The sequence below is a fragment of the Paenibacillus sp. FSL M8-0212 genome, assembly GCF_038004645.1.
Lineage (GTDB): Bacteria > Bacillota > Bacilli > Paenibacillales > Paenibacillaceae > Paenibacillus.
Genome location: NZ_JBBORP010000001.1, coordinates 4,502,453 through 4,527,141 on the forward strand (window position 1 = coordinate 4,502,453; position 24,689 = coordinate 4,527,141).

A 24,689-nucleotide genomic window follows, 5' to 3' on the forward strand; every position below is an offset into this window, starting at 1 on the left:
ATGGTACAAAAAACCGTTGAACTTTCCGAAACACAAAAGGGAATCTATTTTGATTGTCAGGTGAATGATCCCACTTCGTATAACATCTCAGCTTCAATACAATTTGATTATCTTCAAATGGAGATATTTCGCCAGGCCATCGAATTGCTTATGTATGAGCAAGTGGTGCTGCGTACTCGGATTGAGATTCAAAATGATGTACCCGTGTTATCCGTTCATGAAGATATGGACTACTCACTTGCCTTGTGGGACCTAAGTAGCGAGCATCAGGAGAATCCAAAGGAACAACAGTTAGAAGCATTGGTAGATGAATGCATCGGGACACCTTTTGTGCTGGAGAAAGGTCCTCTGTTCCGTATAATGATTGTTCAGATGGATAAAAGCCGATATATTCTGACCTTATGTATTCATCATTTAATATGTGATGGCTTGTCGCTTGAACTGATGAAAAACAAACTTATCCAGTCATATACATGTCTTCTTGAAGATCAGCCTGTGGATGTCAAGCTGGATGAAGGGTTCATCTCTTATGTTGAGGCAGAGAACAAGAAACTGCACGAAAACAAGTATTCCAAAGAGCGGGAATACTGGTTAAACAAAATGAAGGGAGCGGAACCTCTTTCTCTAAAGCACGACTTTCCAGCAGGTTCTGTACAAGAAGGTATTGGTCATGAACTGCGATTTGATATTTCGGAATCGTTAATGGCTGATATTACACAGATGTCCAAAGATAATGAAGTAACCGTTTTTATGTTCTTTATGGGTGCCTTTGGCATTCTTATGAGCAAATATGTCGGTACAGACGATATCACCTTTGCCTCCCCATATTCTCATCGTCCCGGTATGGACTTGGAAGAAACGATTGGATGTTTTGTCCATATGCTGCCTATGCGATTCCATATTGACCTCGAATCAACTCTAAAACCTCTGCTGCAACAAGTAGCCACAACCTGGATGGATACGTATAGGAACATCGGATATCCCAATAACCTCATTGTCAGAGACAGCATGTTACAGGCTCAACCCGGATCACCATCGTTGTTTGATATCTCCTTTGTTTATGATTCCTATGAGGAAGATATGCTCGGAACTCGTATTCTGGATCAGGATAAGGTTACATTTCCAGGAGATCTAATGGTGGTGTTGAGTCGTCTACCGCAAGGGGCTCAGTTGAAGCTGCAATATAAACCGAGCTTGTTCCGTGAAGATTCAATGGAGCGAATGGGCCAACGATTTCTATACTTGCTGAATCAACTAGTAACCAATTCTGATCAAAAAATCAGTGAGTTCAGCCTTCTGATGCAGGATGAGAAAGAAAACCTATTGTACCGATTCAATCAAACTTCTTATTTTCCCTACACTCCACAACATATTATGGATATATTTCACGATAAAGTAGCGCGTTTCCCGGAGCGGGTAGCTCTAATGGAAGGGAAGCAGCATCAGACCTATGCGCAGGTCAACGCAAAAGCGAATCAATTGGCTAGGCAGATCGTTGCGAGTAAGAAAAGTGATAACGCGGCAGTCGGCGTGCAGATGCCACGTTCCTCGGATATGGTCATTGCCCTATTGGCTGTATTAAAAGCCGGATGTGCTTTTGTGCCTGTAGACCCTTCCTATCCTTTGTCCAGAAAGGCCTATATTATGTCGGATGCAGACATATCCATAGTGCTGGCTATGCAGCCCGAAAAAGATGACAAGACTCTGGATGTCCAGTACATCTACGTTGAGGGAGATCAGGCCTATACGGGGGATGCCTCAAATCTTGAAGAGGCGCTGAATCCGCATAGCCTTGCCTATATCATGTACACATCCGGATCAACAGGCAAGCCCAAAGGAGTCATGGTTGAAAATCATAGCGTAGTCAATACACTGCTTGATCTGGAGCGTCGTTTTCCAATGCAGGCGCAGGATGTTTACTTGCTGAAAACAGCATATACCTTTGATGTGTCCGCCACGGAACTTTTCGGCTGGTTCATGGGTGAAGGCGCACTAAGTATTCTTGAGCCTGGAGCAGAAAAAGACCCTGCTCGTATTGTGTCTACGGTGGCATCACATAAGGTGACGCACATTAACTTTGTTCCAACGTTATTCCGTCTTTTTCTGGAAACGATGGAGCTCCGCTCCGATCTGTCAGCATTGGAAACGCTAAAATGGATGTTTGTTGGCGGAGAGGCAGTCACGCCAGACATCATTGAGAAATTTAACAGGTTAGGCATTAGAGCAAGTCTGGAAAATGTATATGGTCCAACCGAATGCACCATATGGGTTTCTCATTATCCGTTAAGCCATTATGAAGGCTTGGGCAATGTACCGATTGGCTACCCGCTCAATGAGTCCAGATGGTATGTCGTCGGACATCATGATGAGCTTCAGCCGTTAGGTATTCCAGGGGAGCTTTGTCTTAGCGGTGTTGGGCTTGCACGTGGATATCTGAATCTGGAACAGATGACCCGAGAGAAGTTTATCCCTAATCCTTTCTTTCAAGAAGGACAGGACGCAGAACATTTCAGGTACATGTACCGCACAGGGGATCTGGTACGTTCACTCCCAAGCGGTACGATCGAATATCTGGGACGCATTGATTTCCAGGTTAAAATTCAGGGCGCCAGACTGGAGACAGGCGAAATTGAGAATACCCTGTCAACCTATCCGGGTGTCATCCAGACCGTGGTAGTCATGAAATCATTTGAAGGTAGGTCCGGCTTGCTGTATGCCTACTATCTGTCAGAGCAGGAGCTGCCTTCTGTCGAATTGAGAGAGCACCTGTCTCGTTCGTTACCGGCATATATGATACCATCCGTTTTTGTACATAAATCCGAATTTCCATTGAATAGCAGTGGGAAGATTGACCGGAAGGCACTCATGGCAGATATCACGCATGCTCACGCTTCCAGTACGTTTTATACCGCCCCGTCTTCTGAGCTTGAGAAGGTTATAGCTGAAGTGTGGGCCGAAGTGCTCGGTGTTGAGAGAGTAGGGCGCGATGACCATTTCTTTGAATTGGGCGGAAATTCATTTTCTGTCATTCAGGCTCACAATAAACTAAAGCATTATACCGATGTGGAGTTCCCTGTTCCTCGTTTTTTCGAATGCCCGACTTTGCGTCAATTTGCGGCGCTGGGATCAAAAGATGAGGGAGTTCGGATACCGACTGAAAGGGAACAATTGTTTCAACGAAAAGACGGCATTATGCGTGAGGACATTGCAATTGTGGGAATGGCGGTGAATGTGCCGGGTGCTGAGGATATAAGGGAGTTCTGGAGTAACCTTGTTGAACGGCGGGAAAGCATTCACTTTTATAGTGATGATGAATTGAGGGAGCTTGGTGTGGAGGAAGCGCTGCTGCGTTCACCTCGTTATGTCAAGGCAAAAGGACGTGCCAACGGCATCGATGAGTTTGACGCAGGGTTCTTTGACTATACTCCCGGTGAAGCCAAAATGATGTCTCCCCAATTCAGACTTTTGTATCAGGGAATATGGGAAGCGCTGGAGGATGCAGGCTGCAGACCGGATGAAGCGGGTAAGGTGGGTGTGTTCCTTGGCGGGTCCGATGACTTCGAATGGTACCGTCAAGTACTTTTTAACGATGCTAACTATAGCAGTAAATACGAAGCATTTACCCTCAGTACCAATCATTTTCTCGCTACCCGAATGGCTTATAAGCTTAACTTAAAAGGGCCGGCCTATACCGCTCTGACGGGATGTTCTACTTCACTGGTTACACCTCATCTGGCATGTCAATCTTTGATCGTTGGAGAATGTGATGTGGCCGTGGCTGGTGGGATCACCGTGGAGTTGCCCAATGAAGGGGGTTACATATTTGAGGATGGCATGATGTTCTCCACAGATGGACACTGTCGTCCATTTGATGCGGCAGCCAGTGGAACCGTCTTCTCCAATGGTATGGGAATTGTGGTGCTGAAGCGGGTAAACGATGCTCTGCGGGACGGAGATCATATCTACGGGGTCATCAAAGGCTCAGCAATTAACAATGACGGACAAGAGAAACTCAGTTTTCTTGCTCCTAGCGTAAGCGGACAGGCTGAAGTCATTCAGGATGCTTATAAGGTAGCCGGAGTAGACCCGGAAACGGTGAGTTATATCGAAGCACATGGTACGGGAACGTTGCTTGGTGATCCAATTGAAGTAAACTCGTTAACTCGGGCCTTTGCTTCCGACCAAAAGCAATTTTGTTATCTGGGTTCGGTCAAAGGCAATGTGGGACATATGGATACAGCCGCAGGTGTGGTTGGTTTAATCAAGGTAGCTCTCAGTCTTGGACAAGGTTATATCCCTGGAACAGCGAATTATGAGCAGCCTAATCCCAAAATTGATTTTTTGAATACGCCTTTTAAAGTTAATGCACAAGGTGTGGACTGGAAACAGGGCAATGTTGGAGTCATGCGCGCAGGAATCAATTCATTTGGTGTGGGGGGCACGAATGCTCACATGGTATTGGAGGAGGCTCCCGAGATGGAGAAGTGCAGTCCCGATGATGACGTAAATATATTGCTTTTTTCCGCCAAAACAGAGCACTCGCTGAACCGCACCGCTGAACGGATTATGGAACATCTGACTCAGCAGCCGGATCAATCTGTATCGAACGCAGCGTGGACCTTGCAATCAGGTAGATCTGTTTTTGCGTATCGTAAGGCACTCATTCTGGATAAGAAATGGAAGGATAATCCGGACAAGCTGATACAGCAGCTGGGGAAAGCACGAGTATACCATTCGGCTCAAGGAACTCGTCCCGTATACTTTATGTTCCCCGGACAGGGCAGTCAGTATCAGGGAATGGGTGCAGAACTATACAGATCTACAGAGCAATCAGGCCTGGCCCCAATCTTCAGAAGTTATATCCAGGAAATATTGGACCTTCTGCCCGCGGAAGAACGAGAAGATAAGCTGTCCGTTGTATACGGAGATCAGCAGCCTGAGCGAATAAACCAGACAGAGTACAGCCAATTCGCACTGTTCATGACAAGTTATGCGCTGGCCAAGTCGCTGCTGGATCTGGGCATCAAGCCAGATGGCATGATCGGGCACAGCATTGGTGAGTTGGCTGCCGCAGCGGTAGCGGGTGTATTCGAACTTGGAGATGCTGTCAAGTTAGTTCGACTTCGCGGACGTCTGATGCAGCAACAACAACCCGGGGTCATGCTTGCCATTATGGCGGATGCACAGCAGGTAAAGTCACAACTGGAGGAAGACGTGTGGCTTGCCCTGGTGAATACTACAGGTTCCAGTGTGATTGGTGGGACAGCTGAAGCCATTTCACGGATGGAAGCCAAGGCTGAAGGACTGGGCTGGAAGTGCATTCGTGTGAAGACTTCCCATGCCTTCCATACGCCAATGATGAATCAGGCTTCCGAGGAATTTAGACGTTATTTAGCAGAGCATTCACTTCATACGCCACAGATCCCATTACTGTCCAATACCAGTGGAACATGGGCGCTTGGAGATGAAATCACACAACCTGACTATTGGTCCCGTCATATTTTACAGCCGGTGTTGTTTGAATCAAACCTGGCTGAAGTGTTGAAGGATGAGCGGGCTGTATTAATTGAAGTAGGTGCAGGACGAACACTAAGCTCCTTTGCCAGACAGCACAGTCAATCAAGAGATTCCCAGACGGTACTGAATATGCTACGTCACGTAAGGGAAACGGAGCAGGATAGTATCTATGTGAACCGCAGACTTGCGGAGTTATGGTGCGAAGGCATTGAACCGGACTGGAAGGTGCTCAAAGGGCAGACGGTACGACGCAAATGCTCTCTGCCTACTTATGTTTTCAACAAACAATCCTATCCTGTCAGTGTTTCTCTTTCTGGCTCATCAGCAGCGGAAGGAATGGGTACCGGGGATGATACGGGGCATGCAGAGCAGGGTATGGGAAGTGGCTCTACTCTAGTAAAAGGGACAGTTTATACAGGTGATTCCGACCAACTGAAACAGATTGTCCTGGACGCATATCGAACGATTTTTGGCATCGATGATCTAGATGAAGAGGTTAATTTCTTTGCGGTCGGAGGAGATTCTCTCAAAGCAGTCAGCTTGTCTGCATGGATCCGGTCTCATTTAGGAATTCAGCCTGAGGTAGCAGATATTTTCAATCATTCAACGCCTATTCAACTGGCGGAGCATCTCTATGTCATGGCGAAACCAAAAGTGGACCAACAGACCATTCAATCAGCACCCACTATGGATGCGTATCCAATCTCTTCTGCACAGATGCGTATGTTCACACAAGCGATGCTTGATCCAGGCAATACGGCATACAACCTACCATCTGCAACCATTATTGAAGGTGAATTGGACCGTATAAGAGTTGAGGCTGCTTTGCAGAAGTTGATACAGCATCATGAGGCGCTCAGAACATTGTTTGAGATACGGGGTGGTCAGATCGTTCAGATCATCCAACCTTCGGTTCGCTTAAGTATGGGCTATGCAGAGCAGCATGTGGCAGATGACCAAGAGTTGCCTGCGATGATCGAGACATTGATTCGTCCTTTTGATCTGGGGAGTGCTCCGCTTATGCGGGTTGAACTGATTAAGATAGGCGAGCGCAAGCATCTGCTATTCTTTGATATTCACCATATTATCGCAGATGGTACATCTGTCGAAATCATCACTCGTGACTTCAACGATTTATATTTTGGCAAAGAGCAAGCAGTCCGATTGCAGTACAAAGATTACGCGGTATGGCAGCAGCAGCGTCTCGCATCACAGGAATACAATTCACATCAAACATACTGGCTGGACCATCTTGGCCCTTCTTTACCTGTGCTGGAGCTTCCACTTGACCAGGAGCGTCCATCACAGCGATCCATGCAAGGGGGACGTTTCCATTTCACGTTGAATCGTTCGGTAACACAAAACTTGCACGAGCTGGCTTCCTCATCGGAAGCATCCATGTATATGGTAATGCTAAGTGTGTGGAATCTTCTTCTCGCACACCGCTCAGGTCAGCAGGACATTGTGGTAGGAACCCCTGTTGCAGGAAGGATGCAAGAGGAGTGGAAAGAGACGGTAGGCATGTTTGTCAATATGATTGCGATGCGGAATTTTCCAACGTTTGATCGTACGTACACTGATTTTTTACGCGAACTTAAACAACATACACTAGATGCTTTTGCGTATCAGGAGTATCCGTTTAATGAGCTTGTGGCACAACTGGGCGTGACACGTGAGTTGAACCGAAATCCGGTATTTGATGTTTGTTTTGATTATCAGAACATGGATTTGCATGGACTTGAACTTCATGGTTTGCAATTCAGTTCTTTTCCGGTGGAGACGGGTACGTCTACTTATGATCTGTTAATGACCTGTCAAGAAAACAGGGAGAAGCAGGTGATTGAAGGATATATCGAATACTCGCTGGATCTGTTCCACCGGGACACAGTGGAAGGTATGATGCAGGAGTTCATCGGACTCTGCCAAGAGGTTGTACAACAGCCTAATCTGTCTCTGAGCGAACTGTTTGAGAGAAACGAACGTTCTCATGAGCACCCAGTCCATCGTCTTGCTGGTCCACGTCTGGATTACAATTCTGCGGGGGGTCTGCATCGGCTGTTTGAGCTGCAGGCAGAACACACACCAGACAAGAAAGCTCTCCTTGTATCATCCGGAGCCTCTTTTACCTACAGGGAGCTTAATGAAAAAGCTAATACGCTGGCTTGGAAGCTGATTGATCAAGGTGTGCGCCGGGATGAACCTGTGGGCATATTATCCAGACGAGATGAATCATTGATCATTATGCTATTGGCAGTGCTGAAAGCTGGGGCGGCTTATGTGCCTCTGGACCCTGCTTTTCCGTCGCAGCGCATCGTGAATATGATCGAAGACAGCCGGATGAACGTACTGCTGTGTACGCCTGATGAAGAAGAAACAGTGACTTTTAGCGGAGAGAGATTTGTGTATGATCCAACTGCCCAGGATGTGCGTTCATCCGTTAACCCGGACATAAGCTTCCTGTCTTCGGACCTGTCCTGTGTGATTTTTACCTCAGGATCAACGGGGCGTCCCAAAGGGGTCATGATTACTCATGAGGCGATGGTCAATTTTGTTGAGGACATCAGGCACCGACATATTTTTGCACATGAGACAGATCGCATCATCAGTGTAACGACCATATCTTTTGATATTTTCGGATTTGAAGTGTGGACACCATTATGCACCGGATATTCGCTGTATCTGGCCAATGAGCAGGAGCAGCTTGACCCGGCTCTTGCTTCACGTCGAATACGTGAACATGGTATTACGCACATTCTTAGCACGGTCTCACGCATTAAGGCATTTGTAGAAAACCCGGAATTCGCTCAGGCGCTGGGCAATCTGCGGTGTGTTCTTACCGGAGGGGAAAATGTCCCTGTGGGACTCCTCACCGATCTGAAGCGGCTTACGCCTGCTCGAATCTTTAACATGTATGGACCAACGGAAACTACGATCTGGTCAACGACCAAAGAATTGAATGACACAACCGCGATTACCATTGGCAAGCCCATTACCAATACAGAGATTTATATTCTGAATGATGAAGGTGAAATACTGCCACCTGGCAGCTATGGAGAGCTGGGCATTGCAGGAAAAGGATTATCCCGCGGTTATCTGCACAACGCTGCTGAGACCGATGCCCGATTCATTGCAAACGCCAATGTTTTGGGAGGCCGTTTGTACCGAACTGGTGATCTGGCCCGTATACTGCCGGATGGGGATGTTGAGTTAATGGGACGGTTGGATCAGCAAGTGAAGGTTCGGGGTTACCGGATTGAACTGAACGAGATTGAGCAGGCAGCGATGAATAATGAACGTGTAAGAGAAGCTGTCGTTAAGGTAGAAGGGGCCGAGCCACATTCATTGCAATTAATCCTTTTCTACAGTCTGAAGCCTGGGATTGGGCCTTCCGTTATGGAAGATGAAGACGTACAGCTTCGGACTTGGTTAAAGCAGCGGCTTCCACACTACATGATGCCTTCTCGCTTGATTCGTCTGGAAAATCTGCCTGTGCTGCCTAATGGCAAACTGAATCGCAATGCCCTTCGTCTGGCTGATTTTGAAACGGGAGAGAAGGCTAATCCGGCTCTGGTTTATGGCTCATCGATTCAAGGAATGGAGCAGGCAAAAGTTGATCTGGAGAAGATGCTTATTGCAGCGTGGAAGGAAATATTGAATCTGGATACGGTTAATATCCATGATCACTTTTTTGACATCGGAGGCAACTCGCTGGGGCTTATTCTGATTAATAATCGGCTGAATGCCTATCTGGATAAAAGCGTTCCGCTGGTGCAATTGTTTGAGCATTCCTCCATTGCATCACTGGTCAATCATCTGGTGGCGGAGCAGATGCTGCCGACAGTTACACAACAGGTACAAGAGGAGAGCGGGAATATCGCTTCGGTTGGATATCCTGTTACGAACCCGGGCCCGACAGCAGCTCCCAAAGATGACGTGATGAGCACAGTTGAACACAGCAAACTGGAGCAGAGCAGACCGGAACAGAGTATCCCGTTTGCTTCAGAACACAGTAGCAGAATTTCTTCTTCGACGGATATCGCAGTCATTGGCATGGCAGGGCATTTTCCCGGTTCAAGAAATATTGAGGAGTTCTGGGATAACCTAATGGCAGGTAAGGATGGTATCACCCGTCTGAATGAGGAGGATCTAACCGCTGCGGGTGTACGACCGGAAGACTTCAAACATCCCGATTATGTATGGGCCAAAGGTGTACTGCAAGACACTGAGTATTTTGACTCCGGATTCTTCGAATATCCGCATCAGGAATCCAACATGATGGATCCGCAAATACGGCTGCTGCATCAGTGCTCATGGGAGGCGCTTGAGCATGCCGGGTGTGATCCTTACAGTTATGAGGGAGCTATAGGATTGTTTGCGGGAAGTGGACTAAGCTTACCATGGATGGTGCAATTTCTCGGTCGTTCCGGTAATTTGCTACAGGCTTTTGAAGCCATGACTTTAAATGAAAAGGACTATATTACAACTCGGGTATCTCACAAATTAAATCTGAGAGGGCCGAGTATGGCCGTACAGACCGCATGTTCGACCTCTTTGGTTGCTATCCACCAAGCTGCTGAATCGCTGATTCGGGGAGAGTGTGATGTGGCACTTGCGGGAGGTGTCTCTATCTCCTATCCGCTCAAAGAAGGTTATCACTGGCATGAAGGCATGATTTATTCAAAGGATGGTCATTGCAGACCATTTGATGAGCAGGCATCTGGTACTGTGTCTGGTAATGGATGCGGAATGGTTGTGCTCAAGTCACTCCGCCACGCGCAGAGAGATGGAGATCATATCTATGCAGTCATTAAAGGTTCGGCGATTAATAATGATGGCATGGACAAAATTGGATATACGGCACCGAGTGTGGCCGGGCAGGTCAAGGTTATTAAATCTGCCCTTCATCGTTCGGGAGTGTCTCCAAAAGAGATCTCCTATCTAGAGGCGCATGGAACAGGAACCAAGCTGGGGGACCCGATTGAAATCGAAGCGCTCAGGCAGTCATGGGGAACAGATCTTAGGAATTATTGTGCTCTAGGTTCTGTGAAAGCCAATATTGGGCATCTTGATGCGGCAGCAGGTGTCGCTGGTTTTATTAAAACCGTACTGACGCTTTATCACCGGGTGGTTCCGCCACAGATTCACATGAATCGGACGAATCCGATGTTGGAGCTGGAGCATAGTCCCTTCTATATCAACAGGGAGCCACAGCCACTAGAAGACTCGAAGCGTATCCTGCGAGCAGGTGTCAGTTCGTTTGGGATCGGGGGGACCAATGCTCACGTCATTCTGGAGCAGCCTCCTGTTCAAGAGAGCCAAGCCAATTATGAGTCATTGCTTCTGCTGCCCTTCTCGGCCAAAAGTGAATCTGCGCTGGAACGCACGTACGATTCGGTTCTACAGGCGATGCATGCATTGCCGGAGCAGTTGCCCAATGCTGCGTGGACGCTACAGAAGGGAAGAAGCAGATTCATTCATCGTAAAGCGCTAATCGTTGTAGACGGTTATATTCCGCCAAGCGAGCAGTCTGTGGAGTTTGAGACACAGGCAAGTGTGATAAATGGGAAGACTAAGGTCATGTTTTACCTCAGCGGAAATGCAAATTGGGAAGCGCGCAAGATTCGGGAACTATATGCTTCTGTGTATCGGAGCCAGGTCTCAGAGATATTCAAACAGCACTTTGAAGAGATACTGAACCTTTTTGAGTCCAAGGAACAGTATGCCATTCGCCAAGGCATAGGGCGATCGTTAACTGATTCAAGGCTTGAGCGCATGCAGTGCTTTGTTGTGCAATATGCTCTTTATAAAACCGTGATGCAGCTTGGTGTCAAGCCAGATGCTGTCTGTGGACAAGGCGTTGGCGAACTGGTGGGGTTGGTTATTAGTGATGCACTTGATCCAGTACATGCCGTAGGGCTTTTATACAATTTGGAGCATTGGTCACTAGAAGAAGGAGCATTGTCAGATGCTTTGACTGGAAGGATGACAGATGCAACTGTAACAGACCATGCGTTGAGTATTGCACCACTGTTATCTCCAAATTTCCTGTTTACGCTGCTAAATCGCAAGACGCTTTCTGAATCTGATGGGCATACGTTGTGGATCGTTTCGAATCAGCAGCAGGATACAGACCAAATAGCCTCGGATTCATTTTCAGAGTCAAACATCATTGCTCTTACTGGAGATCGTCAGAGCTTGCTTGAGGCAGACGTGTATTTAATGAAAGTACTTGCTTTTTGCTGGTGCTCTGGCATGGAGTTGGATTGGGAAGAGTTAAACGGAACGGGGGGGAGGCAAAAAATCTCCCTGCCGACGTATTCCTTTGATCCCATTGTTCATCAACATGATGTTGCGTTGTATCAGCTTGCAGGTATGTCGCAGGTTGCAGCGGGTTCTATCGCAGCATTAGACCAATCTCCATCTGGGAAAGTCAGGGTTCAACGGACTGATGATGAGATAAGGCATGTATTATCGCAATTGTGGCAGGAGTTGCTTGGTCATGGAGAAGTCGGCCTTGAAGATGATTTCTTTGAGCTTGGGGGTCATTCATTAAAAGCGATTTCCTTGGCATCGAGGATTAAAGAAATGTTTGGATTAAATTTGGGGCTGGAAGAGGTTTTTGATCATTCAGTGTTTGAACACATGGTTCAATGGATTACTGAACATCAGGCTACAAGTGACTCTGATTCAGTGAACCCAATCTTGCCTGTTACTAAGAAAGAGAAATACAAGACCACTTCTGCTCAGCGAAGAATGTATGTGGTGCATGAGTGGATGAAAGGTGAGAGTACGGCGTATAATCTCGCCAGTTCCTATAGGGTAAGGGGAAAACTTGACCCTGCCAAATTCAGAGTAATAATGGATGCACTGGTAGAGAGACATGAAGCATTCCGTACCAGGTTTGAAATGATTGACGGTGAGCTTTTCCAAATTGTGGAGGATCAGGTTCCAAGCGTTGTGGAGTTGCTGGAATTAGAAACAGCAGGGTTAGAGCAGGTCATGGAATGGATCAAGCCTTTTGATCTGACCAGCGCACCATTGGTTCGTGTTAAGCTCATTCGCCTTTCTCAAGAGGAACACATCTTATTCATCGACATGCATCATATCATTTCGGATCAGAGTTCCATTGCCATCCTGATGCAGGATTTTGCACGCATGTACAGAGGAGAAACATTGCAATCTCTTGACATTCAGTATAAGGATTATGCGGAATGGCGTGATGAAGCTGCGTCACATGCACAATCTGTTGAAGACGCCGAGTTTTGGATACAGGAATTCAAGGACAAGCCTGCACTGGTTGAATTGCTTACAGACTTCCCAAGACATGGCGCGTCATCCTACAGCGGAGACCGACGTTCCATTGAACTTGGTGAGTCGTTAAGCACACAAGTCAATGATTTCTGTACTCAACAAGGGCTTACACCCTATATGTTGTTTATGGCAACTTTGAATCTATTAATCTGGAAGTATACGGGTCAAGACGATTTGGTCGTAGGTACAGCGGTTGCGGGACGTGAGAAGCCAGAACTCAATAACGTTATGGGGATGTTCGTGAACATGCTCGCCATTCGCACCAGCATGGACAGAGAATGGTCCACAGAGACGTATTTGAATGAGATGCGTGGCAAGCTGTTATCCTGTTATGAACATCAGCATCATCCTTATGAAGCACTGGTGGAACAACTTGGTCTATTCGGTGATTTAAGCCGCAACCCCCTATTTGATGTGGTGCTAAATTACATTAATATGGGGACCGATGATCCTGAAGCCGGGGAACTGATACTTGAACCATGGGTGGAAGGTAAGGTGGATGCCAAATTTGATCTGACTTGGACACTGGTCGAGCAGAAACAATGTTACACGGTTGAACTTGACTATCGCTCGGATTTGTTTAAAGCGGAGTCCATGGAACTGATGCTGGATAAATTCCGGTATATCCTGTCTCAGATCACAACAGGGGATAATGAACGAATTGGTCAGATTAAGCTCACTACACCGGAGGAAGAGGAATGGCTGCTGTACGGAGTCAACGATAATGCCGCTCAGTATCCGCGAGATGCGACCATTTCCCAATTATTCGAGGAACAAGTTCATGTGCATGCACAGAAGACAGCATTGGTCTGGGAAGACGGTGAATGGAGCTATGCGGATCTGTATGAACGTGTTCAGTGGCTGGCGTTCAGGTTGCTTGGGCAAGGGGTAAAATCAGGCTCCAGTATTGCTCTCATTCTGGACCGTGGACCGATCCAGATGATCAGTATTCTTGCTACACTCCAAGTGGGTTGCAGTTATGTCCCGATCGACCCGGCTTCGCCGCCATCGAGAATTGAATTTATTTTGCAAGATTGCGATGCGGCTGTGTTATTGACTGAAACGGCGTATGCCGCCACATGGCAATCTGTAGTTCCTTGTATCGTGCCAGCAGATGAACTGGCAGCATTTGATTCAGGAGACATGCAGGAGCCCGTTGAACATATGAACAAGACTGCTCTTGACCCGGCTTATATCATTTATACATCAGGGTCCACAGGAACCCCGAAAGGGACTGTGATGAGTCATCGCAATGTGAGCAAAGTGATGAAAAATAGCAATTTTGTCACCGTCGTGCCAGAGGATCGTATCCTGCAAATTTCTAACTATGCGTTTGACGGTTCCATTTTCGATATTTTTGCTTCATTAATAAATGGCGCTACTCTTGTATTAATCTCAAAAGAGACCATTTTGGATATGGCTCGTTTGGCGGATGTCATCCGACAGCAACGGATTTCAGTATTTTATATTCCGACGTCTTTGTTTAATATGCTGGTGGATTGGGATGCTGCATGCTTGAATAATGTGCGTAGAGTGATGTTTGGTGGTGAAGCTGCATCGGTGAGCCATGCCAACAAAGCGCTTGCATGTGTGGGGCCGGGCAGGCTGTTAAATGGATATGGGCCAACGGAAGCAACCTTTTTTGCCTCCTACCACTTATTACAGCAAACAGAGCCTTATACTGGCTCACTGCCTATAGGGTATCCCCTGTCTAACACAGCCTTGTATGTTCTGGATGATGAGCTGAAGCCTGTGCCACCCAACGTTCCAGGGGAACTGTATATCAGTGGGGATGCAGTGGGTATTGGATATCTTAACCGTGAGGATCTTACCCGAAAACACTTTCTTGATGATCCTTTCCGCAAGGGAGAACGAATGTATCGGACAGGTGACATCGTCAAACGTCTGGCTGACGGCAGTCTGATTTTTATTGAACGTTCGGATTTTCAGGTCAAGATTAGAGGTTTCCGCATTGAGTTATCGGAGATAGGCAATTGCATGGAGCGTCTTTCGGGAGTTCGTGATGCCTTTGTCATGACAGTTACAGAACCATCAGGAAGTCTTTACATTGCCGCTTTTTATACAACCAATACTGGGGCAAATGCTGAGTATATTCGAAGAGAACTTCACCAGCAACTGCCAGAGTACATGGTGCCTGCACGAATTATCCGAATGGATCATCTTCCGATTAATGCCAATGGCAAAGTGGACCGAAGAGCATTGTCCGAGCATTTGGTTGAGGAGCAGCAGAGGTCTCTGGAAGTGAATTCACCTCGGACAAAAACGGAGCGTGTTATTCTTGCCGCCATGCGACAGATCCTGGGTAATCCGGGCATTGGTGTGGAAGATCACTTCTTTCAAAATGGGGGGCATTCGCTCAAAGCGATTGCATTCACTCAAATTTTGGCAAAAGAAGGAATTGCCATCAATGTGAACGAATTATTCCAATATCCGACAGTTAGAGGACTTGCCCGATTGGTAGACATTAATCCTCCGGCGTCAGTTTGGTCAGATGATAGCCTGCATATTCAGTCCCCGATAGTCATACCACAGGACATAACACTTCATGAGAAACAACTGGACAGCCTGGTCCTGCACGTTTTAAACAGCTGCAATCAGGTTTCATCTTTTATGGCGGGCATGACCCCTATGGGTCGATTCCCACTATCTCCAATTCAACAAGCACATGCTTCTACGACTTCACGAGCAAGCGGATTTACAACAACGCTGGAAGGCGAATTGAATGAACAAGCTGTAAAACACCTGATCCTTGGGGTTATATCCCGGCATCAGTTGCTGCACAGCATGATATATGAGGAAGAACAATTGTATTGGCATCCATGTGATATGTCATTAGCGGCGGACATACTGCAACAGCTTATCCCATATCTTGATATTCGTCATTATGCTTCGGATACGATTGAGCAGTTGGAGTACAAACTGGTTCAGTCTCTGTTATACAAAACGTATACGCTGAAGGAACTACCTTGGCGTCTGTGTATTTTGCGTACAGGAGCCACAGAGCATAAGTTGATTTGGAGTTTTGATCATCTTGCGTTTGATGGTATGAGTGCTGAAATCATCAAGCAGCAACTTGAATCGAAGGCATTATATAGACCGCAAGGTATAGAGATCGAGAGTAATCTTCTGTACCAAGTACGAAATTATGAGGATTATGTAAATTTTCTGTCTCAAGGCCCCATAGGGGTATCAGAAGATGAAATAGAGAAACAATTTTCGCTTCAGGCATGGAATAGATGTAACACCATCGTCATGAACAAGTTGAAGGAAACAGAAACATTGTCGCCTTCAGCCATGACTGCCGAGTTGTCCCTTGCAGGGAAGGAGCCTGCCGATGTTTGGTGGACATGCTTTGAAACTTTTGCCAACATCATTGCGGCTTATCTGGACATAAGCCAATTGCCAATAGCCCTGGTGCATTACGGAAGGGAGTACGGCGAAGAATCCTACTATGATTATGTGGGAGAATTCCTTGATCTGATTCCAGTGCTGGTAGACAGTGAATTCACACAGGAAGATCTGTTGGAACGTCTGGAATTTACGAAGCAACACAGCATTAACTTTATGGCACTTACACATGATTCTTCCCTCTCGGCACAATATGATGGCATACAGGAACAATTGGGAACTGCCTACAGGCAAGCAGAACAGGAGCCGCGTCAGATGATTCTGTTTAATTATCAAGGCTTCATCTCCAGCAGCGAAGCGATCCCAATGTCGTCTCAGTCGTCGGATGACCAAGATTCGAATTCGGGACTCGCCCAATTCGAATGGGTTATTCGCTACGATGAAGAGTGTCTGTACGTACATCTGGCCTGTCAGGCTGGTCTGGACATCAAACGTATGAAACAACTGATTGATGACAAGCTTGGTAGCGATGTGAAAGTGGTAGTTCACAATGAGGCAATGGAGGTGCAACATGTCCAGTAAATCCATACAGCGAGGACCCGAGCTGATTGTGCCAGAGCATTATTCAACAGTGGCTGAGATGCTAATCTACATTGCAGATACTCATCCAGAAAAGGGAATAACCTATATCAGCTCTTCAGGTGACGAACAGTTTGAATCCTATCCTGAATTACTGATGCAGGCGCGCAAGTACCTGCAGTCTCTTCAGGAGCAAGGCATTCAACAAGGACAGGTTGTTATTTTGGAGATTGACCAGTCACAGGAATTTTACCGTACCTTTTGGGCTTGTATGCTGGGGGGCATTATTGTCGCCCCGGTTAGTCCTCCGGCTGCCTGGGAACCAGGCTCAGCCGGTCTGGAGAAATTCACGAAAGTGTGGGAGGTACTCGGGCGTCCGGTAGTGATCGTCGAAGAAGCCTACCTGCCCAAGTATAAGCAGCTTGGGGAAAGTCCTGTATTCAAAGGTCTTATGTTGATTAGCGTGAACCAGCTTCAAGCAGGCCAGCAGATGGCTGATCTATGCCCAACCTCTCCTGATGAGATTGTGTTCCTGCAATTCTCATCAGGAAGCACGGGAATTCCCAAAGGCGTGCAGTTAACAAATCACAATATTATCGCCAACAGTATTGCATGCAAGACTTTTCTTGGAGCTGAAGAAGGAGATAATGTGTTTACCTGGTTGCCGCATACGCATGATATGGGGATATTTGGACAACACCTGACACCCGTCCTGAGTGGAGCCAACATCATGGTGATGTCACCTTATACTTTCGTACGGTCGCCTTATCTGTTCTTGCGCAAGATTACGGAGCATCAGGGGAAATGGTTTTGCTGTACCAATTTCGGTTTCGAATGGATGGTTCAGAAGATCCCGGATTCCAAGCTCTCAACGCTTGATCTGTCTTCACTGCGTATGACCTTGAATGGTGCAGAGCCTATATCAACGTCTGTTATTGAGCGATTTGTCAAAAAATTCAGCTCTTGTGGCTATCGTCCCAATATGATGTTTCCTGCGTATGGCATGGCCGAAGCGACAGTAGGTGTATGTACCTCCAGACTGGGGGAAGAGCCACGAATTGAACGTATTTCGCGTTCGCGGCTGGTGCAGGAAGGACTGGCTGTACCAGTCCAGCCGCCTAGCAATGATAGCCATACTTCGGATGTGATCGAATTTGTCCATGAAGGATATCCCATGACAGGGATTCAAATCCGGATTGCGGATGAACAGGGTGAAGTGCTGGATGAGCGGGTTGTTGGCGAAATCCAGATCCGTGGTGAATCGGTAACCTCTGGATATTACAGTCTCCCAGAGATCAATCGTGAAATGTATGTGGATGGGTGGCTTCGCACTGGAGACTTGGGTTATATGGCTGATGGCTCCCTGGTTGTAAGCGGACGAATCAAGGACATTGTGTTTATTCGGGGACAGAACCATTATGCGCATGATCTTGAAGAAATTTTGTACCAGAATAGCAGCATTCCGAGAGGGAATCTGACGGTAGTTGGGCACTTTAACAGCCTCAAACAAGTAGAGGAGCTACTTGTATTTGTTAAATACAAATCGGGCACTCCACAGTTTCTGGAGGTACGACAGGATCTGATCCAACGTATGAGGGCTGGATTGGGTATTGAGATCACCCATGTTCTCCCGATCAAGGTTATTCCCAAAACGACGAGTGGCAAGGTTCAGCGCTTCATGCTGAGAAACGAATATGAGCGTGGAGTATTTTCCAAAGACATCGAGGCCATTGAAGAGCTGATTCGCGAAAACACACAACAGCAACAACACGAGACGGTTTCCGCATCGTCTTTGGAGTATACCGTACGTAAAGCCTGGGCCGATATTCTTCAATTGCCCGCAGGAAAGATTGAGATGGATACTTCTTTTCTCGCACTTGGAGGCAATTCCATTCTTTCCTATCAATTACTTGACAAGCTGTCTGCACATATGGGACGTGAATTAGGACAAGAACTACTTGTTTTTTGTAGTACAGTACGTGAGATGGTGGAATATCTGCAGGAACTTCCAGCAGATACGAAGGACTTTGAACAGGCTGAAACAACAGATAATCACCTGAATGTACATCGTGCTATTGCTATTACCGGACTGTCTCTGCGTCTGCCTGATGCCGACACCCAAGAGCAGTTCTGGAGCAATCTGGTTAACGGGTTAGATAGTGTTGACCGGGTTAGTTTAGAGCGTGCAACACGTTCCAAGCAACCCGATTGGGATGACTGGATTGGGGAACTGAAGCAACCGGATACGTTTGATCATGAGTTCTTTGAAATCCCGTCTGAACAAGCTGCATTTATGGATCCGCAGCATCGCAAGCTGCTGGAAGTTGCTCATGAGGCGCTGGAGGATGCGGGTATGCTCGTGGACCATGAGGATAAGCGTGATGTGGGTGTGTATGTAGGGATTAACCCAAGCACATACTTCGATCTGGTTGTTGATTATATGAACCGGAGTCTTGGAAAGGCTGTTCATTCTCACGCTATGGTAGGCAATATGTCCAATATAGCAGCTGCCTCCATTTCACACATGTACAATTTCACAGGACCGGCACTGTCCATAGATACGGCATGTTCTTCTTTTCTGGTAGCACTGACACAAGCTGTGGCGGCCATTCAGGACAAGCGTATCTCTGGGGCGGTTGTAGGTGGAGCGAACATTTTGGCTACACCGCATGTTCATCAACTATCACGCAATGCTGGAATCTGTTCTTCCACTCAACATACGAAGGTATTTGACCGGGAAGCAGATGGTTCAGTCTTGGGGGAAGGTGCTGTTGTTGTATATCTGGAGCCGCTAACAGAGGCAGTTCGCAACAATAAGCATATGTATGGTGTGATTCGCGGGACAGCGGTGAATAACGACGGATATTCCCTGGGCATTATGGCACCCAACCCTCATGGGCAATATGAGGTACTCCGTGCCGCTTATCGCGATGCCAACCTAAACCCGAGCGAGATTTCTTATATTGAAGCACATGGATCGGGGACAAGGATTGGAGATCCAATTGAGGTGAATGCCTTGCTCCGACTGTTCCGGGAAAAGGGATATACAAGCGACAATTCAATTGGATTAGGTTCAGTCAAAACCAATATTGGTCATTTATTTGCAGCCTCCAGTGGAGCCAGTCTTGCCAAGGTTCTGCTCAGTATGCAGCATGGGGAACTGGCACCAAGTCTGCATATGGATAATCCGAATCCAGCCCTCCGACTGGAGCAATCGCCGTTCCATATCGTTAGCGAGCGTAGATCATGGGATGTACCTGAAGGAAAAACACGGAAGGCAGGCATCAGTTCGTTTGGCCTGGGAGGTACGAATGCCCACATTGTGCTGGAAGAATGGAAAGCCCCTGTCCGTGCAGATGCCCCGGCACGAGGCCAATTGTTAACGTTCTCTGCGAAATCAGAGCAGGCTTTAAAAAAGCTGATTGATAACACGGAGCAATATGTGAAGAAACATGCGGACCTGGCACTAGAGGATCTTTGTTTTACCCGGAACAGATATAGAAAACATTATCGGTATCGTGCAGCAGTAACTGTCAGCTCCACCGGAGAGTGGAACATCGAAGAGATGGAATTTGGCTTCAAGCCTAGAAACCGAGCTGCTCGTGTCAATATTGTGGTTGGGGGGCATGAGATTCGCGGAGAAGATGAAGCGGAAGCACGCCAAGTAATCAGGCCAGACGTTTCTAATGAAGATACGGTATCTACCTTGAACTACTGGGTGACCTTGCTTGAGACACTTGTACGTCTGGTCCCTTCCATTCAAGAGATTCGAGGAATAGCTTCAGGAGAGGAGCTTGTATCCCGTTTACATCTGGATGGCGAGGAACATCACAGCGCTCATGCAAGCCAATCCATTCCAGTGAACAACAGAGTGACGTTAGAAAGTCTGCAAGACACACCTGGCAAGATGGCAAACGCCGACATTGTAATTATGATTGCTGCAGATCAGACAGTGCAGCAGCTTGAATACAGTGGCAAGGAGAGCTTCATCCGCCTGTCTGCCGAGCCGACACTTACCATGGAGGATCAGCTTGCTTTATTGCTGGGACAGCTTTATGTACGTGGTGCTGCGCTGGATTGGGAACAGTTACATCCGAATGGCTCTGGCCAGATTGTACATCTGCCAGCACACCCATTCGAGCCGTATGTACATTGGATAGATGTGAATCAGGGAACGGAGGTCATGATATGACAAAAGAAGAAATTGAGCTTTTTCTCAAAAGCGAGATTGCTGCAGCGTTGAATCAGGAGCCAGAGGACATCGATGAAGAGATGAATTTTCTGAAAATTGGTGTCTCATCTGTACAGGCGCTCAAGATCATTAATCGTGCGCGTAAGCATCTTCAAGTTGACATCAGTCCGGTTGCGTTGTTTGAATACAAAACAATTGCCGAGTTCGCCGCCTATCTCAATGAATCTCTTCTTCAAGAGGGGGTTGCCGAATGATTGAAGTGGATGTAGAGCAAGAGATCATTCATGATGCTGAATTGTTTGCTGCCCGTGAAATTCGTCCTTATGCTCAACAGATTCAAGAGCAGCAAGCCATTCCCAGAACATTGATCCGTGCCATGGCTGAAAAAGGTTACTTGGCTGCCTCGATCCCGGCTGAATATGGCGGAATGGGTCTCGGTCCCAAGGCGTACGGGCTGTTGACTGAAGTATTTGGCAAAGCTCTTCCAGCCGTTCGCAGCTTGTTAACGGTACATACTTCACTTGTAAGTGAAACTTTGGTACGTTTCGGAACGCCTGAGCAAAAATCGTCCTGGCTGCCCAAGTTGGTGAAGGGAGAATGGATTGCTGCCTTTGGCCTGACTGAACCGGAAGTTGGTTCGGATGCAAAAAGTGTAAAGACCGAGTGGAGAGAAGAATCGGACTGTTATGTTTTGAATGGAAAAAAGAAGTGGATCACGTTTGGACATTTGGCAGATGTATTTATCATTATTGCCTCGAATCAGGGACGAAGCACTGCTTTTTGGGTCGAACGCCAGTTTGAGGGGGTACAGACCAAACCTATTGAAGGTGTCATGGTTGCGGGCGAGACAGGTATAGCTGAGATTGATCTCCATGAGGTGCGTGTACCAAAAAATCACATTATTGGACGTCTGAATGAAGGTTTTGAGTACATCGTAACCGGGGCGCTGGACCAGGGCAGATATAGCATAGCCTGGGCAGGGCTGGCGATTGCGCAGGAAGCACTGGATGCCATGGTGACTTACTCAAGGAAGCGGAAGCAATTTGATCAGAAGCTGAGTCATTTTCAGCTGATTCGCGGCATGATTGGAGATGCGGTGACAAAAGTCCATGCAGCACGAGCATTATGTTTACGTGCAGCCGAGCTGAGAGAAGCCAAGGACCCGCAGGCCGCCATGGAGACAACAATCGCCAAATATTTTACGTCCAAAGTTGCTGTTGAAGTTGCAAGCGATGCGCTACAGGTTCATGGTGCGAACGGAATTAGTAACCAATATCCTGTTGCCAGGTTGTATAAGGAAGCCAAAATTCTGGAGATTATTGAAGGTTCTTCTCAGATGCAGCAGGAGATGATCTCGCATTACGGATTAAAAGCCTATTACAAGCGTGGCGGTAGCGTATGACGTTCTGTGCGCTATTTCCCGGCCAGGGAAGCCAGTATATCGGAATGTGCAGCGAGTTGTTGGACAGTGAGCCGGAGGCGAATCAGATCTTTGCGGAAGCGAGCGAGGTGATCGGATTTGATTTGAAAGCACTGGTTATGGAAGGGACCCTGGATCAATTGACGGTCTCTGAATATGCTCAGCCTGCTGTACTGACGGCAAGCTACGTTCTATTTGACTCATTTGTTCGGCGGACTGGAATGACTCCAGATTATGCAGTAGGTCACAGTTTGGGGGAAATTTCGGCTTTAGTAGCGGCGGGTGCATTGCGATTTGCTGATGGAATCCGTTTTACAGCTCAGCGTGGTGCGTTGATGCATCGCTCCATTCAGGAGCAAAAAGGAAGAGCGGGTATTGTTGTTGATGTAACCCAAGAAACGCTTGAAGAATTAGTCGAGAATATTCGTCAGAACGAGTATGTGACGATCTCCGGTTATAATTCACCGGGACAGTTTGTCGTCGCAGGTACTGCGAAGGGTCTTCAATTGCTGGATGATAAGGTGGATGGCTACGGTGGGGAATTCATTCCTTTTCGCATGATGCCAATGAAGGCAGATGCACCTTATCATAGCGAGTTGATGCAGTTCATTCAGCCTGAGCTTGAAGAGATGCTTGCAGGGATTTCCTTCTCTGCACCGGTGTTTCCCATCTGCTCTACAGTACATGGGGAGTTCATTCGTGGAGCCGAGGACATTCCTAAGCTGCTGAGCAGCCAGCTTTTGCAACCCATTCGCTGGAATCAGGCATTGGCACGTGTTCAAAATCTGGGAGCAACGGTATGGATCGATATCGGTCCAGGCCAGAGCGTAAGAAATATGCTGGCTGAGAATAAGACCTTGCCTGGAGCCTATTCGCTGGATGATCCGCAAGATCGGTCCAGGTTACTGGAGCGATATGAAGCAGTAAACCAGACAAGTGGGGGAGGCGATAAGGGATGATCACGGAGATGATGCAGTACAATCAGCGGGTGAAACAATGGCTGCCTGGAGGTGTGCACTATAATTTTCACCTTCCTTGGGAAGAGACGCCGCTCCATTTCAAACATGCTTCCCGAAGCAGAGTGACGGATATGAACGGCAACGAGTATTTGGATCTATATGCCCGCTTTGGTGCCCTCATTGTTGGCCACGGCAACGAGGAGTATAACGAGTGTCTGAAGGATACCATTGACCGTGTTCTTTCCGTAAGTCATTGCGATCTGGATGCAGAGGCTCTGGAACTGATCCATCAATATGTACCTTCAGCAGAGATGATTCGTTTTGGGTTATCAGGAACGGAGATTGTCCAGAATGCACTTCGTCTTGCCCGGGCGTGGACAGGTAAAAATCGCTTTGTACGTTTTGAAGGCCATTATCATGGCAATGCGGACAATATTATGGGTGGCAAGACTGCACGTACAGGTTTGCCTGTACCCTCAGACTATCCTGGTGACATGAAAGGAACAAAGGGGAGGGCAAGGGATGCCATGGAATCTCAATCCTACCTCCTGCCATGGAATGACGCAGCCCGTCTGGAGGAACTATTTCGCCAGCATGGAGACGACATTGCAGCAGTAATCATGGAGCCGGTTTGTGTAAATGGAGGCGGAGTCATGCCTGCTCCGGGTTATCTGCAAAAAGTCAGACAGTTATGTGACCAGTACCAGGTCGTGCTCATTTTTGATGAGATTATAACAGGATTCCGTATGGGACTCGGTGGTGCCCAACAGTTATTCGGTGTAACACCCGATCTGACTACACTTGGGAAGGCAATCGCCGGTGGCGGAGTTCCGGTGTCAGCCCTGGTTGGCCGAGCAGATATCATGAAGTTGCTTGTAGACAAAAAAGTAATTCATGCGGGTACGTTTAATGGCTATCCATTAGGTACAGCTGCTGTAAAAGCTACGCTGGAAATGTTAGGACGCAATGGAGGACAGGCGATGCACAGCATGAACCGCCACGCTGAGATGATGCATGACATACTCTGCCAGGAAGCAGTGAAGGTGGGTCTGCCTTTAATTGTTCAGGGGCCGTCCGGCTGTGCTTCTTATCACTGCTGCACGGAGCCGCTTACGGATACGGCTGATTATACGTTTGAATTGATGTCTTTTGATATTTTGCTAAATAGCAAGCTTGCTGAGCACGGTATTCTGGTATCTACGCTCTCGCGGATGTATCCGAATATCCTGCTTGATATGCAAGATGTTGCCTGGTTCAGTGAGCGTGTCCCTGCAGCACTTGCAGAAATGAAAGAGCTCTACGACGAGCTGGTCTGATGGTAGCTCAATACGGAGGTGATTAG

At 47.4% G+C, this 24,689-nt stretch carries 6 protein-coding genes; all 6 read left to right on the forward strand.

What is annotated here, in order from left to right; translation table 11 throughout:
* The 6 genes from MKX68_RS19845 to MKX68_RS19870 are packed head-to-tail and all read left to right on the forward strand — an operon-like array spanning window position 1 to window position 24,663.
* Window positions 1-16,779 carry a non-ribosomal peptide synthetase/type I polyketide synthase gene (locus tag MKX68_RS19845; protein ID WP_340915459.1) on the forward strand — a complete coding sequence of 5,593 codons (16,779 nt, stop codon included), beginning with the start codon at window positions 1-3 and terminating at the stop codon, window positions 16,777-16,779.
* The gene (locus MKX68_RS19850; protein WP_340913866.1) at window positions 16,769-20,968 is read left to right on the forward strand and encodes a beta-ketoacyl synthase N-terminal-like domain-containing protein; all 4,200 of its coding nucleotides are present in this window, start codon (window positions 16,769-16,771) and stop codon (window positions 20,966-20,968) included. The genes MKX68_RS19845 and MKX68_RS19850 overlap by 11 nt, the downstream gene beginning before the upstream one ends.
* Window positions 20,965-21,222 carry an acyl carrier protein gene (locus tag MKX68_RS19855; protein WP_036668520.1) on the forward strand — a complete coding sequence of 86 codons (258 nt, stop codon included), beginning with the start codon at window positions 20,965-20,967 and terminating at the stop codon, window positions 21,220-21,222. Before MKX68_RS19850 ends, MKX68_RS19855 begins: the two co-directional genes overlap by 4 nt.
* A complete protein-coding gene (locus MKX68_RS19860) occupies window positions 21,219-22,370 on the forward strand; it encodes an acyl-CoA dehydrogenase family protein (RefSeq protein ID WP_340913867.1) in 1,152 nt (383 codons plus the stop codon). Before MKX68_RS19855 ends, MKX68_RS19860 begins: the two co-directional genes overlap by 4 nt.
* Complete coding sequence (locus tag MKX68_RS19865) at window positions 22,367-23,347, forward strand: ACP S-malonyltransferase (RefSeq protein ID WP_340913868.1); 981 nt, start codon at window positions 22,367-22,369, stop codon at window positions 23,345-23,347. Before MKX68_RS19860 ends, MKX68_RS19865 begins: the two co-directional genes overlap by 4 nt.
* Window positions 23,344-24,663: an aspartate aminotransferase family protein gene (locus tag MKX68_RS19870; protein ID WP_249912112.1), complete on the forward strand. Its 1,320-nt coding sequence runs from the start codon at window positions 23,344-23,346 to the stop codon at window positions 24,661-24,663. The genes MKX68_RS19865 and MKX68_RS19870 overlap by 4 nt, the downstream gene beginning before the upstream one ends.
* Window positions 24,664-24,689 lie beyond the last annotated feature (26 nt).